The following is a 17,301-nucleotide window of genomic DNA, read 5'->3' as shown; positions in this document are numbered from 1 at the left end:
TTTTTGATATATGATATTCAAACGTTCGCTAATCATAACAATTAGCCCATAGATGCTGTTCTAAAAATATAAATTTTCTCTTTAAATAAGAAACAGTTTGTTTTCCATTTTTGGTAAACTTTGATAAAGTTTCAATAAAAATCGATTAATGTTATCTAAATAAAAATAAATAGCTTATTTTTTTAAAAACATGTTATAACATGGGTTGCGCTCAATGTTGCTAATCTAGGTTTGCTGTTAACTAAAATAAGGAATAGTAAAACTAATCGCACCTAGGCACTTTATTAGTTTTACTATTGCGTTTAATTCTGTCGTTATAGGATAACGATGGTTGAGTCGTGGTATAATGGAAAGCCTAAACCTAACTCTGTCGCCATCATACTCGGCGCGAAGACTATGAATTCACTACTTTAAATGCATCCGCAATAAGCTCGAATGCATGAAGTCTTTTAGTATCGTCAAAGATGTTATTGGTTATCATGATTTCCTTCGCTTGCAATTCATTAGCGAAACTTCTTAATTCCTCTGCAATCTTGTCTTTCGTTCCAATAAAAGTGCACTTAGTCATGTTAGAAACAGCTTGTTCAATCTCCGAGATGCCGTGATATATCGGTTTTTCTGTAGGTGGCGATAGAGGCATTCGATGATTCGTGATGATGCCCGCGAACATGTTAAATACACTGTTTGCGAGTAGCTCCGCTTCCTCCTGACTGTCTGCGGCGACTACATTGACACAGACCATAAAATAAGGCTCCTGTAATTGCTCGGAAGGTTTAAAATGCGTTCGGTATATCATTGCTGCCTGTTCCAACATGGCAGGCGCAAAATGCGCTGCAAATGCATAGGGGAGCCCCAGTTCCGCAGCGAGGTAGGCGCTGTCTGTACTGGATCCTAATATCCAAATAGGCACGTCCAAACCTTCTCCAGGAAACGCTCGAACTTTTGCTGTTGCATTTGTAGCATCAAAATACTGCTGTAAGGCCTGCACATCGTCACGGAAGTAGAACTGGGTATTCAGGTTGTTTCTCCGCAGTGCCATAGCCGTCGCTTGATCGGTACCCGGGGCTCTTCCCAGTCCTAAATCAATGCGTCCTGGGTAAATGCTTTCTAAGGTTCCGAATTGTTCCGCAATCACTAAAGGAGAGTGATTAGGGAGCATGACTCCACCGGAGCCAACACGGATATGCTGCGTATGGGCAGCAATATGGCCGATCAATACTGCCGTGGCAGAGCTCGCAACATATTCCATATTATGATGCTCAGCGAGCCATATACGCGTATAACCTAAATTATCGATGGTTTGCGCGCCGATTTTGGCGCGTTCTATTGCCTGTGCAATGGTTTTATTCTTACCAACATTAGCTAATTCTAAAAGAGAATATTTTATCTGCTCCATAGAATCAAAGATAAGAGCAAATACGATGTGCTATTGTAATAGTATTGTAGGATTTTAACGCAATCGCCGACAGGCGATAGCGATGTAATTATTGTTGATATCGGTCGTGAAGAATAGATAAATCTGTCCGCCATCTTTAATTTTATGCTTCTTCCGAATGAGTTCCACCTTATCCGGGAAGTTGCGCGTAGCAACATTCGCTTGAGGATAGGGGTTATTCTTTTTAAAATTGCCGTATGGGATTACTTCGATGATTTCAAATATGCGACCCGGAAACTCAGGGGTAAACTTGTCGGAGGTATAAAGGTGAGCATGCTGATGCAGTTTCCCTAATCCGAAATATTTGCCTACGATTTTGAAAGCGCCGGCCTTACTGATTGCCACGTCGGGGTCGTAGAGGTAATGCTGAGGCATAGAAAAGCGACTAATCGTACCTTTCTCGTCCGCATAGGTGAATTCAAAATCCTGCAGCTGGTCGTGAAATAGTCGGATCGCCTTAATCTTTGTCTCGCCGGTATACCCACGCTCTTGTATAAATAATAATTCCTTGCAATCGTTGTCTAAACTAATGACATACACGCATTTTACGTGCTTCAAGCTGTTCAACGCGGTTGAAATATCCAGGAGCGGAGCAAGCTTTGCGATTACTACACGAGCCTTTTTAAAAAATAAATCTTGATGTTCGACAATATTGGGCTCGCAGTCTTCCAGCAGAAATACCTTGCCCTGATTCACTCGCCTGGAGGGGTCGACGTAGATATAATCAAATGCGTCATCCTCGCTTTCCTCCAAGAGTTTGATGCCGTCGGTAACTACACATTTAATATTATTTACGCGAAGAATCTTCGCATTGTATTCAACGATTTCAGAAAGATTCGCATTGAGCTCGCAGTGGATTACTTCGGATGCTTCCTGTGCCAGGTAGCAGCTGTCTACGCTAAATCCACCCGTTAAATCAATCACACGCGCACCTTTCTGGATGAGGGTTTGTTTGATAAGCGCTGTGTGCTCCGACGAGCACTGTTCTAAATTGAGCTTATCAGGATAGTAAATCCCTTCACTGAATGCCCATGTAGGGAGTTTTCGGACGCTCCGTTGCCATCCATCAATTTGGGAGGCAAGTTCTGCAGAAGAAACGGTAGAGAAAGGGCTCTTCTTTAAAGCAACTTCTGTTGGCGATTTCTCGCGATTTGCTTTAATAAAATGTTGAACCTCTTTGTCTAAAATTGCTTTATTCATCTTTGTTCTTCACCAGCATTTGGCAGGTATAACTATCCTTAAGTTCGCGAATAATTTCCTTATTTACCAAAACACGGTTGATAGTTTCTTGATTGTAGTAACGAATGGTGATCAATTCCAAGCCCGTCGCAACCGAAACTTTGTATCGTTTCTCCAATTGATCAAGCAAGTTCCATACATTTTCCCCCGTATCATCCACACTAACGCTGAAGCTAATCGCCGAATTATGCATCATATTTATTTTGATGCGGTGCTTGTGGAATTCGTTGAAAATGGAACTTAGGTTATCTTCTACGATAAAAGAGAAATCGCGCGGTTGGATGTTGATAAACACTTGGTTGACCTTGAAGATAAAGGAAGGAACCGGTAGTGTTTGATTCGTTGTTTTAATTTGCGTTCCTGGAGCCTCAGGGTTCAAAAAGGAACGCACGTTTAACGTGATTTTTTTGTTTTGAAGTGGCTTAATTGTTTTCGGGTGAATAACAGTTGCACCATAATAGGTCAATTCAATCGCGTCGGTGTAGGACAGTTCCGGAATAAGCTCGGTTTGGTCGAACCATTTCGGATCTGCATTCAATACGCCTTGCACATCTTTCCAGATCGTGATGTTTTCGGCGTTTAAGCTAGCCGCAAAGATCGCAGCCGAATAATCGGAACCTTCACGTCCTAGTGTTGTGGTGAAGTTTTCGGAGGTAGAACCAATGTAGCCCTGCGTAACGATGATATGATCATCAAGGATAGAAGGTATCTCTTTACGGATCTTCTCTTCTGTTTTTACCCAGTCCACATTTGCCTCGCGGTAGGTGTTATCGGTGAAGATATAGTCTCTAGCGTCCAGCCATTTGACAGGTAAACCCATATATTGCCCGTATCCCGCGATAATCTTTGTCGATAATAGCTCGCCTACAGATACGATTTGGTCAAAAAGATAATCATAATCATCTTGCGGCTCCTCTTCCAATATCCATTCAATTTCTACAAAAGTATTAGCAATATCATCGAAGATAGGGAAGGTCTTATCCTCGAAAAGCTCGTTTAAGATTTGGAAATGCTCGTTCTTTAGTTCCTCAAGGAGCGTTAGGGCCTCAGGACTTCGCTTTACATAGTTGTCCGTTATTTTGGCGAGCTTGTCCGTTGTTTTTCCTATGGCCGAGACAACGACTAGTAGTTCGGAGTTTTTGTATTTCTCGATAATAGAAACTACATTTTTGATATTTTCTGAACTCTTAACAGAGGCACCACCAAATTTAAAAACTTGCATTTATGCTATTGTATTGAATGATTATAATCTTTTAACTGCTTTATATAGTTCTTTCCTGTTTCGGTTAATACATCCTGTATGGCGTCAAATGGAACTACAATGGTTGTCGTTCCGGCAGCATAGGGCTTAATTTCATATTGATTGTAATGAAAGAAGAGTCCCTCTTTGTTGATGCCGTAGTTCGCGGCGAGGGAAAATTTTCCATTTTCGAAGAAATATGCCTTGTCTAAACTTGCAGTATCGGATAAACCTTCTTCTTCGCGAAAGAATTTCTCTGCAATTTTAGTAAATTCTTTCATCTTATTTTCGGAAATAAACGTATTTAATGCCAGTTTTTGATAATTTTCTATATCATATACGTTTATTAGTTCAAAAGTGTTGCCATGGGCACCGCCAGAGAACTCATAAGTCATGTTTTTTAATGTAATTAATTGCGGGCTGTTCAGCACGATATCCACGTCGGTTATCTTCGACCAAGAAAGATTATAGCTGATCTCATTTTCCTCAATAAAATTCCCATAACCTTCAATAAAGTTATTCGCATATTGGTCAATCGACTCTTCCCCCTCCAACAGAATAGTTTCTGTTATGAGTTGGTTCATGCTGCTGTCCTCGAATCGCGGATAGGTCACACGAACAAAAGTGGTATCTATCGTGCCATCGTTTTCCGAAAAATATTGACTTATTTTTTTTACCTCTAATTTTTGATAGGATAGGGTGTCGGTGCGGGAGTTGATGCTGCTTCCTCGATGACTTATGCTCCTATTTTCGACCTTGTTGCTTTGGCAAGCTGCGATGCTTGATGCCAATAATGCTAATACTAGCGCTGTTTGTTTAGTGTTTTTTAAAATCAATTGAAACATTTATCCATTCCCCATCTAATGTTGTATCATATTTTTTGTAGAAGTTTATTGCCGGCTCGTTCCAATCCAGCACCTGCCACATCATTCCACTATAGCCTTCTGACTTAGCAAACGCTATTGTATGATCTAATAGTACTTTACCAAAGCCTTTTCCGCGTACCTCTTCTGTTACAATCAGGTCTTCCAGATATAATCTTCGACCTTTCCAGGTGGAGTATCGGATGTAGTAAAGTGACATGCCGACAATAACGCCATCCAGCTCACCCACAAAGGCTCCCCAGACTGGATTATCACCAAAGCCAGACTCTTCAAACTCCGTCATGCTAACAGTAACTTCGTAGGGAGCCCGCTCATAAAGAGCTAATTCTTTGATAAGTTCTAATAGTCTTGGGCAGTCTTCACGCTCTGCTCTGCGGATATTCAGCTCCATTACTTGTTTTTATAGTGTTTGATTACACGCTTTCCAAAGATGGTACTTCCCAAACGAATCATGTTGCTTCCCTGCTCGATGGCAAGTGTATAATCCGATGACATCCCCATCGATAGCGTATCGAATGTATCATCTTTCCGGAAGTACATTGCTTTCACACCATCAAATAGCATTTTTAGCTCGTAGAACTCCTCTTTAACGATTCGCTCATTCTCCGTATTGCTAGCAATGCCCATTAATCCTCGAATCCGGATGTTTTTCAACGCGCTGAATTCTTCGCTACGGAGAAGCTCAATTAGCTCCACATGGTCCAAACCAAATTTGGTGTCTTCGTCCGCAATAAAAACCTGTAATAAGCAGTCGATTACACGATCGTGCTTCAAAGCGTGCTTATTGATCTCCTCCAACACTTTTAAGGAGTCGACGGAATGGATTAAATGGATGAATGACGCGATATACTTTACTTTGTTCGTTTGTAAATGGCCTACCAGATGCCACTCAATATCTTTAGGAAGGGCTTCTTGTTTGGCTACCAGCTCTTGGACTTGGTTCTCACCAAAAGCGCGTTGGCCAGCCTCGTAGGCCTCCAATATATCTTCATTGGGTTTTGTTTTGGAAATTGCAATTAGTTTGACGCCAATTGGATCAAGTTCTTTATGCAAGTCCTGTATGTTGGATGTAATGCTCATCATGTTTTGGGGTTCACTTCGAATATTTATACAAAGCTGTGCAAGCTTTTGCGTATTTTTGTACAAATTTACAAAATGCAACGATTAATATTTGGTTTCATCCTGTTGTTTTTTATAAGCAGTTCCTGCAAGAGAGGGCTACCTAGTGGAATATTGAAAAAAGACACCATGGTCGAGCTGCTTGGCGAAGTGCATGTGCTTGATGGCTACCTCACTACGATTCCTATCGATAGTGCAAAGAGGTTGATGGATCCGCTATATGATGAGTTGTTTAGCAAATATGGCTTAGATTCCGCGTCGTTTACGAAGAATCTTGATTATTACTATGGTGATCCGGATTTGTCGGTGGAGACCTATGATCGCGTAGTAAAGTCATTGCAGGAAAAAGAAAATGAATTTATTAAGGAAGATTCGATACGCAATGCCATATTTTCAGATAGTATCCGTACCGCTAATTTCCAGAACCTGAGGTGGCAGGGAAGGATGAATTCCCTGATGAACGCGAAAGCAGATACATTGCCGTATGGGATAGCCGAGGTTACGCGCCGAACACTATCGCCCACAGGATTGGATATAATTTGGAAGAACAATATTTACGAGAAGCCTTCGCAGATTTCAGCGACAGCAGCACAGCCGCAAAACGTAACTGAGCAACAGCTGCCTACGGTTACAAGTTCAGATCTACCACAGGAAGCACAGCCTCAGGAAGCACAGCCTCAGGAGGCACAACCGCAAGAAGTACAGCCACAGGAAGAAAAACCACAAGAGTTAAAGCCTGTTGGAAATGGGCGACCTACCGATATAAGACGACCATTGCGCACTCCCGACGGTTCGCAATTAAAACCTGTAAAGCCGCGAAGGCCATTAGAGACCGCAAATTAAAACATGATATACCCCAAGAACGCAGTAGATAAGTTAGGATATACAGATATAAAGGCACTCATCAAGGAAAAATGCCTGAGTGAGGCTGCAAAAGAAATGGTGGATAAGATTCAACCCCAAATAAAACTGGAGTTGATCGATCGGTATTTGCGTCAGGCAAATGAGTTTAAAAACTTGTTGGTCAATGATGCTGCATTACCCGTAGACCATATCTATCCCATTAAAGCGATTATAGAAAAAGCAAAGGTCGAAGGCGCTTTTCTTTTTGAAGATGAGTTCTATCGAATCTTACTTTCCCTGAGAACGGTTTATGCGATTATCAGATATTTTAATGAACGTGAACAGCAATACCCAAATTTAGAGCTATTATTTGAGCACCTGCCTATTGAAAAAAGCATTGTTCGCAGTATCGAGCAGGTGATCGACGAACGCGGTAAGATGAAAGAGAATGCTTCACGCTTATTGTTAGACATCACGCAACAAATTAGTAAGAGCGAGCAGGAGGCGAGAAAACGAATTGATAGCATCTATAAGCAGGCACAGCAGAATGGCTGGACCGCCGATGGAAGTTTAACGATTCGCGATGGCCGACTTTGTATTCCCATTCTTGCGGAGAATAAACGTAAGATCAAGGGATTGATTCACGATGAGTCAGCGACAGGACAAACGGCTTATATCGAACCTGAAGAGGTTTTCCATTTAAACAATAAAGTTAGAGACTTGGAGTTTGAGCGAAGACGAGAAGTTATTCGGATCCTAACCGATTTAACGAGCACGCTGCGCCCGCATGTCCCTTTATTGCTTGCCTATCATGGACTATTGACTAAGCTAGACTTTGTTAGAGCCAAAGCCCTATTTGCGCTGGATATCGACGCGGAAATGCCGGAATTGTCTAAAGAAGCTGAAATCCGCTTGGTCAATGCGAAGCATCCTTTATTAACGCTTAGTGCACGTCAGGAAGGGCATCAGTCCGTTGTCCCATTAAATTTAAAGATCGACGCTATTGATCGCGTATTATTAGTTTCAGGACCAAACGCCGGTGGTAAGTCAGTATGTATGAAGACCGTTGGACTCTTGCAACTGATGTTCCAGTCGGGCTTATTGATCCCTTGTGATCCGACCTCGAAGTTAGGGCTGTTCAAACAGTTTTTCGCAGATATTGGCGATGATCAATCCATCGACTCCGACTTAAGTACCTACAGTGCGCACTTATCGAAAATGAAGCACTTCACCCAGTTTTCCAATGCTAGAACCTTAGTCCTTATTGATGAGTTTGGGACAGGTACTGACCCGCAATTTGGTGGGCCGATAGCGGAGGCGGTATTGGAAGTTTTAAATAAAAAAGAAATTCGGGGCGTTATCACGACGCACTATTCCAATTTAAAAGTCTTTGCCAGCAATACTGCAGGTATAGAGAATGCTTCGATGTTGTTCGACAATGAGCAGATGAAGCCCTTATATATTTTGCAGACAGGAAAGCCCGGCAGTTCCTACGCTTTCGAGATTGCCCAAAACATTGGCTTACCGAAAGAGGTACTGCATTTGGCAAAGCAAAAAATAGGTGTTCAGCAGAAAAAAGTGGATACCTTATTAGTGGATTTAGAGCGCGAGAAGAAGGAGATTTACGATACGAAGACAGCGATTTCCTTGCGTGAGAAAGAGCTTTTAAACCAGCAATCGGAAGTCAAAGAGCTACAAACTTATTTGGATGAAAACAGACATAGTCTCTTAAAGGAAGCCAAAGAGGAAGCTCGGCAGATTATTAAAAATGCGAATAAGCTTGTCGAAAACACCATTTCGGAAATCAAACAGGCAAAGGCAGATAAGGAAAAGACAAAGGATCTTCGCGTAGGACTACAGCGTGCGTCGGACTCTTTGAAAGAAAAGCCTAAGGAGCAGGCGAAAGCAACAGTTGTGCAGGCTTCGGACGAACCGATAGCCATTGGCGATTGGGTTCGCATCCTCGAAACGGGAAATGAAGCACAAGTAATCGAAATCGCGAAAAACAACTTAATCCTTGCACTGGGCGATCTGCGTACGGTAGTTAAAAAGAATAAGGTAGAGAAGCTACGCGGCAAAGAGAAGGCTAAGGCTGTTAAGAAATCGCGCCCAATCTCGGCAGAGAGTGTGGCAGACTTCCATCCAGAAGTTGATGTACGCGGGATGCGAACAGACGATGCGCTTCAAAAAATAGAAACTGTGCTTGATAGAGCCGTCATGATCGGTTACCCATCCCTAAAAATCATCCACGGAAAAGGTGACGGTATCTTAAGACGCTTTATACGCGACTATTTACGCAAATACAATCAGGTTACTCGCTTTGAAGATGAACATGCCGACCGCGGTGGCGATGGCATTACCTATGCATATTTAGACTAAATTTTATAGATAATTCTTAAGTTCTAAAATAATCGGAGCCTATGCATTAAATTGCATAGGCTCCTTTTTTATTTGACGATGAGGAGGGGACTTCGCTTTTAACGGAGACTATTTGTCTTGAACCAAGAAAGGAAGGATTCAAGGTTGAGCAGGATCAGGCATAACTGCTAAGTATTACTGCCAATGTACAGCCCTTACATAACCCAATCATAGCCCTTTCAGAGCGGTTATGATTGGGTTATGAAAGGGCTTTGAAAGGGTTAAGTAAGGGGTTTGAGTGGATGAAGGGTGAATTAGATATTAGACCAGATTGTCTTGAACCAGGAAAGGAAGGATTTAAGGATAAACAGGATCGTGTCTAAATTCTATTAATTCGACTGAACAAAATATTTTTTTCTTTCTGCCAGATCCTGTCAATCCTAAAATCCTTTTTTTCCTGGTTCAGAAAAAGTAGTTAGTACTTAGTATTTAGACCCATGACGAAAGATCCTGCACATCCTTACGTCTAAAATCTAATGTCTATTGTCTAAAATCTAATTCCCGCCCTAGGTCTAAATACTAACTACTATTAAAATAAAGATTAAATTTTTTAATTATTAAGTTTCTGTTAAGGCAAGTAAACTATGATAAAAGCTCTATATATTTAACCTGTAATTTAAAACAAATCAAATGAAGAAATCTTTACTATTCTTTGCTTTGGTACTTGCGAGTTATGGAGCGGTCCAAGCGCAGGTTACAAGTAGTAGTATGACGGGTGTTGTTAAACAACATAGCGGTATCATGACGGAGGGTGCTAGCATCAAAGCAATCCATACACCATCAGGTACGATCTATTCGGGTTCGACAAATGAGGCCGGACGATTCAGTTTGGTGGGTATGCGTGTTGGTGGTCCTTATCGTATTGAAATCAGCCATGTTGGGCAAGAACCAATCGTTTATAACAATGTATTTATCGAGTTGGGTAGAGCCTTTGAATTAAACCCAACATTTGGTGATGATGTGACGAGCATTGATGCCGTAGACATCATAGGAGCGGGGCGGGGGCAAAACCTAAAGACCGGTGCCAGCACGCAGCTTTCGAATCGTCATTTACAAAGTATGCCTACAATTTCGCGGAGCCTTAAGGACTTCACGCGTCTTACGCCACAAGCGGACGTTAGGGGTGAGGCAATTTCAATTGGCGGGATGCATAATCGCTTTAATCAATTGACGATTGATGGGGCCGTTAGCAATGATGTATTCGGATTGAATGATGCAGGTACCAACGGTGCAAGTACTGGTACCTCGCCAATTTCGTTGGACGCGATAGAGGAAATCAATGTACAAGTGGCGCCTTTTGATGTTCGCGCCAGTGGATTCGCAGGTGGTGGTATCTCGGCTGTAACGCGTTCGGGTACAAATGCGCTGAAAGGTTCTGCATATTACTTTATGCGTAATGAAAATCTAACCGGTATGACTCCTCCGGATTTAGTTAGAGATAAAGAGGTTCGCAAGAAGTTGGAGAGCTATACGGAGCGGCAGATGGGATTCCGTATAGGTGGTCCAATTATGAAGGATCGTATATTTTTCTTCGCAAACTATGAACGCACCGAGAATGTTACACCGCTGGGGTTCCTTCCAGGAACGTCCGCATCCAATGTTTCTTTAGATGCGGTGAAGAAAGTCGCAGAGATCATTAAAGGAATGGGTTACGAACCGGGTGGCTATTTAGACTTGGAATCCAATAATTATTCAGATAAGATCTTTACGAGGTTCGACTTCAACCTAAGCGATCAGCATAAGTTGACGGCACGTTATAGTTATGTGAAAGGTTCTGCTTTTCAGATATGGCGCAATGCATCTACGGCTAATTTTCAGAATGCTGGTATCAATAGAAAAAGTGACACCCATTCTGCTGTCGTAGAGTTGAACAGTCGGTTCTCAAATACACTCTCCAATAACTTGGTTGTTGGTTACACGAATGTTCGCGAGCCGCGCGGCTACTTGGGCGAGGCATTTCCACGTGTTGCGATCAGCAGCAGAAACTTGAATATCAACCTCGGTCCGGAGCCATTTTCGACAATTAACCAATTGAATCAGAATATACTAACGCTGACCAATAACTTGACGCTTTTCAAGGGCAACCATACGGTTACATTTGGAACACATAATGAGTTCTATAAAATGTATAATGGATTTATCGGAAATGGCTTCGGCAGTTATGTGTTCACTGATTCGCCTGTAACCGACATTAATCCGGCAACAAATGCTCCCTACACTGCTCTCGAGAATTTTGAGCGCAAGCTAGCAAGCAATTTCAGGTATGCCTATAGTAATACAGAGGATCCTAGACAAGGTGCAGACGTTAGTGCGATGCAATTAGGTTTCTATGTTCAGGATGATTTTCAAGTTGCCAGCAATTTTAAATTAACTGCCGGTCTGCGAGTGGATATTCCGATTTATACAAGCAGTCCTTTGGAGAATACAGATTTTAATAATTCGATTTTAGCGAAGCGTTATGATGTGCAGACGAATCGTATGCCGAAAACCGCATTTATGTGGTCTCCACGCGTAGGTTTTAACTGGGACGTGAATAAGGATCGTTCAACAGTGTTGCGTGGTGGTGTTGGGATATTTACTTCGCGATATCCGTTTGTTTGGTCGTCTGGTGCTTATACACAGAGCGGTGTATTGTTAGGTGGTGTTCAGGCGAGTGTGCGAAGCAATGTTGCGCCAAACATTCCTTTTATTCCAGATGCTAATAAACAGCCTAAGAGTACCGAGGAGTTTAAACCATCAGGGAACATATCTGTGTTGGCCAAAGATCTGAAATTACCTCAAATGGCACGCGCATCTTTTGGTGTGGATTATCAATTACCATGGGGTGTGCAGGCGACGGTAGACGCGATGTTCTCGAGAAACTTAAGCAATTTCCGCTTTAGAGACTTGAATGTGAAAGATCCGATCGGACAGTTGGAAGGGGCAGACAACCGTTTAATGTATGAGCAAGATGTAAGAAAACGCCTTGTTTTGCCAAACTATACGCAGGTGATTTACATAGACAATGTGAACAAGGGTTATGCTTGGTCTGGAACAGCGCAGTTATCCAAAAACTTTGATAAAGGATTCTTTGCTTCCGTTGCTTATACTTATACGGAGTCTAAGGATCTATTCTCAGGTTCATCTTCACAAAATCAATCGAACTTCTACAGAACCGGTACCATCAATGGTTCGAACAATATTACTTTGGGGCACAATTCCTTCAGTACGGGTAGTCGAATTGTTGCTTATGCATCATACCATAAGGAATATTTGAGAAACTTAGGAACGACGATATCATTGGTTTACAATGGTCAATCGGGCAACCGCTTTGCCTATATGATTGCGGGCGATCCGGGAGGTCATTCAGCCGGAAGAAGCGATCAATTTTCCTTAATGTATATTCCTAAAAACGCGAGCGAAATTAAGTTCGTCGATATTCCTAAGGGTAAGACCGCTGCCGAGCAGTCAGCGGAATTTGAAAAATATATAGAATCTAATCCATACTTAAAAAGCAGAAGAGGTCAGTATGCTGAGCGTAATGGCGATCGTACTCCTTTTTCGCATCAATTTGACTTGAAATTCTTACAGGATGTATTTGTGAATGTAGGGGGTAAGAAAAATACAATTCAACTTTCTGTTGATATCATGAATATTGGTGCCTTGGTTAACAAGAATTGGGGTAAGCAATATCAAGGAGGTCAAAGTTTCTGGGATAATAGTTTCCGTCCGATTGTTTTCGATAGTTTTGAAAAGGACACGAACATCCCGCAATATCGACTTGGCAATTTGAACGATGGAAAACCTTACTACCAACATGACCTTTCATCGCGTTGGTCGGCTCAGGTAGGCCTTCGTTATATTTTCAATTAGCAAGTTTAGGTTTCGTTTAGTTTAGTGGTTCATAATGACGGAGGGTGCAGTTTTATATTGCGCCCTCTTTTTTTGGGTTGTTGGTTTTCAATGATCATCGAGAGCTTTCATCTCGCTCGCTGCTTCCAGAGGAGTCGATAGGTTTTTGATATACATCCTACTAGATTTGAATAAAAATGCTGGAAATCCTTGCTACAAATTATCGAACGTCGCATTTTATCTTCAAATTTTGAAAAAACTTTTCCACATTTCACAAAATGTTAAAATTTGTTAAACTGATAATGTTCGCCTAGTTTTTTTATCAATTTTTTAAACAACGCGCGTCGTTAATATAAAAAGTTGTCATGTTTACTATTTTGGTTTACTCGATTTTGCCAAAAGAATGCAAATCTATGGTTGTTAGTATATTAAGTTTATGTTAAGCATTAACGGAACATGATTTAACTTTATAATTTTGCATCGGAAAACAAAACAAACCATATGAAGAAATCTTTACTTTTCTTTGCTTTGGTTCTTGCGAGCTACGGAACTATCCAAGCGCAGGTAACCACTAGTAGCATGACGGGTGTGGTCACTCAAACCAATGGATCCACAACTTCAGGAGCTACAATCAAAGCAACCCACTTACCTTCAGGAACTGCTTACTCAGGTTCTGCAAATGATGCGGGTCGCTTTAACTTATCCAACATGCGTGTTGGTGGTCCATACCGTATCGAAGTAACATACGTTGGACAAGATCCAGTTGTGTACGAAGATGTGTACTTACAATTAGGTCAACCATTCGTTCTTAACCCCGTGTTCGGTGATTCAGCGAATATTCTTGATGAGGTTGTCGTTACGAGAAGTGGAAGCCGTGTTAATAAAACTGGCGCATCGACGAACGTTGGATTAAAGCAAATTCAAGAACTACCGCAAGTTAGTAGAAGTATTACTGAGTTTACACGTTTGACTCCTCAAGCAAACGGAAACTCATTCGCAGGTAGAGATGCGAGATACAACAACTTACAAATTGACGGTGCAAACTTCAATAACGGTTTTGGTTTAAGTTCAAACGCGCTTCCAGGTGGAAATGCTCAGCCTATTTCACTTGATGCTATTCAAGAAATTTCCGTAAATATTGCTCCATTTGATATCACGCAATCTGGTTTTACAGGTGCTGGTATTAACGCGGTTACGAAATCAGGTACTAATGATTTCCACGGATCGATTTATGGTTTCTACAACAACGAAAACTTAACAGGTTTTAAAATTAATAAAGAGACCATCAAGTACGAGCCTGGTACAAAACAAAACTATGGCTTTACATTAGGCGGTCCAATCATTAAAAACAAGTTGTTCTTTTTTGTAAGTGGTGAGAAGGAAAAATCAACAGGTATCAACGCTTCAGGAGCTAACCTTTGGGTTCCTTCCGAAGATGGAACAATGAACATCGAGAAGAATATTACTCGTGTTAAACGTTCTGACCTTGATGCAGTTAAGAATCACTTGATCAACCAATTCGGTTATGATCCGGGTGCTTATGAAGGCTATGCAAACACAGCAGAGCAATTTGGTTATAAATTCTTAGCAAGAGTTGACTGGAACATCAATGATAAGCATAAGGCTGCATTCCGTTTTAATTACTTAAATGGTGAGTCTATGCAAGTTGCGAATGCTTCTTCAGGTCCTCAACCACGCTCTTCATGGGGTCGTGTGAGTGAGAACTCGATTACCTTCCAAAATGGTAACTACGCTTTCAATAACATCGTTAGCTCATTTACTGCTGAGTTAAACTCTAACTTCACTTCGCAATTGTCTAATAAATTCTTGTTTACTTACTCGAAGATTCAAGATACAAGAAAAACGCCAAGCGATAAATTATTCCCGTTTGTTGATATTTGGGATGGTAGTGCAACAGGTGGTAACTACATCAGTTTCGGTACGGAGTTGTTCTCATATTTAAATGACGTTATCAACGATAACTTCTCATTTACAAACAACTTGACTTACAACACAGGTAAGCACTCATTCACTGGAGGTATCGCATTCGACGTTCAGAAATTTGGTAACTCTTATACTCGTATGGGTACAGGGTACTACCGTTATGCATCGGTTGAAGACTTCTTGAAAACTGGTACTTCAGCAGAGGTAGCTCCAATCATGTACGGTTTGACCTATCCTTACGAGAACCAAGATACTTATTCTAGAATTAACTTCGGACTAGCATCAGCTTACGTACAAGACCGTATTTCGGTTACAGATCGTTTTAACGTTACTGCTGGTATCCGTTTAGAAATGCCAATCTACATGAACAAATTAACAGCTAACCCGTCAATCGACGCGTTGGAATTGTTAGATGTTGATGGAAATCCAACGCACTATAATTCTGGGAAATGGCCGAACCAAAAGCTAATGGTTTCTCCACGTTTAGGATTTAACTATGACGTATTCGGAGATCGTTCATTAACGCTTCGTGGTGGTACAGGTATTTTCACAGGACGTGTTCCTTTTGTATGGTTAACTAACATGCCAACAGGTGCCGGCGTATTACAAAATACAATCGAGCCAGGATCATACGATCAAATCAAAGGATGGATTGGCAATGTTAGATTCCACCCAGAAGATATCTACTATCATTTGAACAATGTTCCTGCAGGTGCAGAGAATGTGTTTATCAAGACTCCAAAAGATGGTGCTCCATCATCATTTGCTCTTGTTGACAAAAACTTCAAAATGCCGTCTGTATGGAGATCAAGCATCGCTGCTGATTACAAAATTCCTAACTCGCCAGTTACTTTAACTACAGACATCTTATATACAAAAGATATCAATGGCGTATTCCAATTAGGAGCGAACAGAAAAGCTTCGACTGTGAAAATGGACTATGCAGGTGTTGATAGAGATTTCTATCCAAACGCAGCATCTTACCAATACAACACAGCGATCGGTGCTAACAACGCGACCGTATTAACAAATACGAAGTCTAAAGGTTATGCTTTCTCAGCTACGGTTGGTGCTTCAGTTGCTCCATGGAACGGTCTTTCTGGATCATTGTTCTACACGTATTCAGAAGCAGAAGAAGTTTCTGCGAATGCTGGCTCAAGTGCAAGTTCAGCATGGGGAGGTTCTCCAGTTATCAACTCGCCTAACCAAGATTTCTTAAGTATTTCTGATTTCGCAGTTCCGCACCGCGTTGTTGCAAACTTAAGCTACACGATTCAGAACACAACATTAGGTATTTATTACAACGGTTCTCACCAAGGAAGATATTCATTATACCACAGCTATGACTTAAACGGTGATGGTATTTCGAATGATTTAACGTTCATCCCTAAAGAATCTAGTGATTTGAACTTTGCTAACATCCTTAACAAAGACGGATCGGTTAGATATTCTGTTGAAGATCAAAGAAAGGCTTTCGACGAGTATATCACTTTGAATGATCTAGAAGAATACAGAGGTAAAATTGCACCAAGAAATGCTTTCTTATTACCTTGGTTGAACAGATTTGACGTTCGTTGGACTCAAAACATCTTGAAAGATGTAGTAACTAAAGAAGATAAACTTCAATTTACTCTTGATATCATCAACGTTGGAAACTTACTTAATTCGGAGTGGGGAGTTCAAGACTGGATGTACACTAACGGTAGAGCAATCTTAGGCCGTGTGAGCAGAAATGCAGTTGCAAATCCTCAATTCCAAATGTTATTGGATGATAAAGGTGAAATGGTTAAACGTCCATACTTGCCAGCAACTAGAACTTCAACTACTTGGAGTGCAATGGTTGGTTTGAGATATTCATTCTAATAGAGATTTCAGTTTTAAACTGATTGAAAATAAAAATCCCCGCTGCCAACAGCGGGGATTTTTTTATGGGGAAGGACTTCGTTTTTACTCTGCTCTACGCCATTTCATCATAAACAGCTGTTGTTCCTCATCATCGGAAAGAATCTGTATGCGCCATTCCATTTCATTTTCATCAATGGGATACACTTCATACTCTGCGACAGCAACAAAATCTTCTTCGGAAATGCTTTCATTCCGAACGAGTATATTGTCTCTTAATTCCCAGGAGAAATTGCTGCTTGGCTGCTCCCCACAAGAACCTTCGTTATAGATATAAAACTTATCTGAACCGCTTTGATCTTCATTGAACTGATAATAGGTCCTTCCTTCGCATTCCGGATGGAAATCAGCTTCGATATGTTCGCCGGTTTGGGATCCACGAAAACTAAGATTCCACTTACCGAGCAAATAGCTCTTTAAATCTGTATGTGACATGTTGTCGTTTT

At 41.3% G+C, this 17,301-nt stretch carries 11 protein-coding genes; 4 read left to right on the top strand and 7 right to left on the bottom strand.

Annotated elements, in window-relative coordinates:
• Window positions 1–394: 394 nt before the first annotated feature.
• Genes QYC40_RS09390 through QYC40_RS09365 form a run of 6 tightly spaced genes read right to left on the bottom strand, consistent with a single transcriptional unit; the run spans window position 395 to window position 5,878 of the window.
• Window positions 395–1,396 (bottom strand): LLM class flavin-dependent oxidoreductase, encoded by a 1,002-nt coding sequence (locus tag QYC40_RS09390; protein WP_301989990.1) that lies wholly within the window; start codon window positions 1,394–1,396, stop codon window positions 395–397.
• Between the two features lie 54 nt (window positions 1,397–1,450).
• Window positions 1,451–2,635 carry a class I SAM-dependent methyltransferase gene (locus QYC40_RS09385; RefSeq protein ID WP_301989989.1) on the bottom strand — a complete coding sequence of 395 codons (1,185 nt, stop codon included), beginning with the start codon at window positions 2,633–2,635 and terminating at the stop codon, window positions 1,451–1,453.
• Window positions 2,628–3,896: an aspartate kinase gene (locus QYC40_RS09380; RefSeq protein WP_301989988.1), complete on the bottom strand. Its 1,269-nt coding sequence runs from the start codon at window positions 3,894–3,896 to the stop codon at window positions 2,628–2,630. The genes QYC40_RS09385 and QYC40_RS09380 overlap by 8 nt, the downstream gene beginning before the upstream one ends.
• Before the next feature lie 5 nt (window positions 3,897–3,901).
• Complete coding sequence (locus tag QYC40_RS09375; protein WP_301989987.1) at window positions 3,902–4,759, bottom strand: DUF3298 and DUF4163 domain-containing protein; 858 nt, start codon at window positions 4,757–4,759, stop codon at window positions 3,902–3,904.
• Complete coding sequence (locus QYC40_RS09370; RefSeq protein WP_301989986.1) at window positions 4,731–5,189, bottom strand: GNAT family N-acetyltransferase; 459 nt, start codon at window positions 5,187–5,189, stop codon at window positions 4,731–4,733. The genes QYC40_RS09375 and QYC40_RS09370 overlap by 29 nt, the downstream gene beginning before the upstream one ends.
• A complete protein-coding gene (locus QYC40_RS09365; protein ID WP_301993701.1) occupies window positions 5,189–5,878 on the bottom strand; it encodes a YggS family pyridoxal phosphate-dependent enzyme in 690 nt (229 codons plus the stop codon). The genes QYC40_RS09370 and QYC40_RS09365 overlap by 1 nt, the downstream gene beginning before the upstream one ends.
• 75 nt (window positions 5,879–5,953) lie before the next feature.
• Between QYC40_RS09365 and QYC40_RS09360 the strand changes: the two genes are divergently transcribed.
• The 4 genes from QYC40_RS09360 to QYC40_RS09345 all read left to right on the top strand — a co-directional run bounded on the left by QYC40_RS09360 (window position 5,954) and on the right by QYC40_RS09345 (window position 16,816).
• The gene (locus QYC40_RS09360) at window positions 5,954–6,760 is read left to right on the top strand and encodes a DUF4296 domain-containing protein (protein WP_301989985.1); all 807 of its coding nucleotides are present in this window, start codon (window positions 5,954–5,956) and stop codon (window positions 6,758–6,760) included.
• Between the two features lie 3 nt (window positions 6,761–6,763).
• Window positions 6,764–9,139: an endonuclease MutS2 gene (locus QYC40_RS09355; RefSeq protein ID WP_301989984.1), complete on the top strand. Its 2,376-nt coding sequence runs from the start codon at window positions 6,764–6,766 to the stop codon at window positions 9,137–9,139.
• A gap of 669 nt (window positions 9,140–9,808) precedes the next feature.
• On the top strand, window positions 9,809–13,030 hold the full coding sequence (locus QYC40_RS09350) for a carboxypeptidase regulatory-like domain-containing protein (protein WP_301989983.1): 3,222 nt from the start codon (window positions 9,809–9,811) through the stop codon (window positions 13,028–13,030).
• Window positions 13,031–13,510: 480 nt separating this feature from the next.
• Window positions 13,511–16,816, top strand: coding sequence for a TonB-dependent receptor (locus tag QYC40_RS09345; protein ID WP_301989982.1), 3,306 nt, complete (start codon window positions 13,511–13,513; stop codon window positions 16,814–16,816).
• Between the two features lie 84 nt (window positions 16,817–16,900).
• Here the strand turns inward: QYC40_RS09345 and QYC40_RS09340 are convergent, their stop codons facing one another.
• On the bottom strand, window positions 16,901–17,290 hold the full coding sequence (locus QYC40_RS09340; RefSeq protein WP_301989981.1) for a lipocalin family protein: 390 nt from the start codon (window positions 17,288–17,290) through the stop codon (window positions 16,901–16,903).
• Window positions 17,291–17,301 lie beyond the last annotated feature (11 nt).

Source organism: Sphingobacterium sp. BN32, assembly GCF_030503615.1.
GTDB lineage: Bacteria > Bacteroidota > Bacteroidia > Sphingobacteriales > Sphingobacteriaceae > Sphingobacterium.
This window is presented reverse-complemented; position numbering and strand designations above follow the sequence as displayed.

What these genes read in the sequence shown, in the direction of transcription:
- QYC40_RS09390 (WP_301989990.1), bottom strand. Translation starts at nt 1,396, where the DNA reads ATGGAGCAGATAAAATATTCTCTTTTAGAATTAGCTAATGTTGGTAAG.
- QYC40_RS09385 (WP_301989989.1), bottom strand. Translation starts at nt 2,635, where the DNA reads ATGAATAAAGCAATTTTAGACAAAGAGGTTCAACATTTTATTAAAGCA.
- QYC40_RS09380 (WP_301989988.1), bottom strand. Translation starts at nt 3,896, where the DNA reads ATGCAAGTTTTTAAATTTGGTGGTGCCTCTGTTAAGAGTTCAGAAAAT.
- QYC40_RS09375 (WP_301989987.1), bottom strand. Translation starts at nt 4,759, where the DNA reads ATGTTTCAATTGATTTTAAAAAACACTAAACAAACAGCGCTAGTATTA.
- QYC40_RS09370 (WP_301989986.1), bottom strand. Translation starts at nt 5,189, where the DNA reads ATGGAGCTGAATATCCGCAGAGCAGAGCGTGAAGACTGCCCAAGACTA.
- QYC40_RS09365 (WP_301993701.1), bottom strand. Translation starts at nt 5,878, where the DNA reads ATGAGCATTACATCCAACATACAGGACTTGCATAAAGAACTTGATCCA.
- QYC40_RS09360 (WP_301989985.1), top strand. Translation starts at nt 5,954, where the DNA reads ATGCAACGATTAATATTTGGTTTCATCCTGTTGTTTTTTATAAGCAGT.
- QYC40_RS09355 (WP_301989984.1), top strand. Translation starts at nt 6,764, where the DNA reads ATGATATACCCCAAGAACGCAGTAGATAAGTTAGGATATACAGATATA.
- QYC40_RS09350 (WP_301989983.1), top strand. Translation starts at nt 9,809, where the DNA reads ATGAAGAAATCTTTACTATTCTTTGCTTTGGTACTTGCGAGTTATGGA.
- QYC40_RS09345 (WP_301989982.1), top strand. Translation starts at nt 13,511, where the DNA reads ATGAAGAAATCTTTACTTTTCTTTGCTTTGGTTCTTGCGAGCTACGGA.
- QYC40_RS09340 (WP_301989981.1), bottom strand. Translation starts at nt 17,290, where the DNA reads ATGTCACATACAGATTTAAAGAGCTATTTGCTCGGTAAGTGGAATCTT.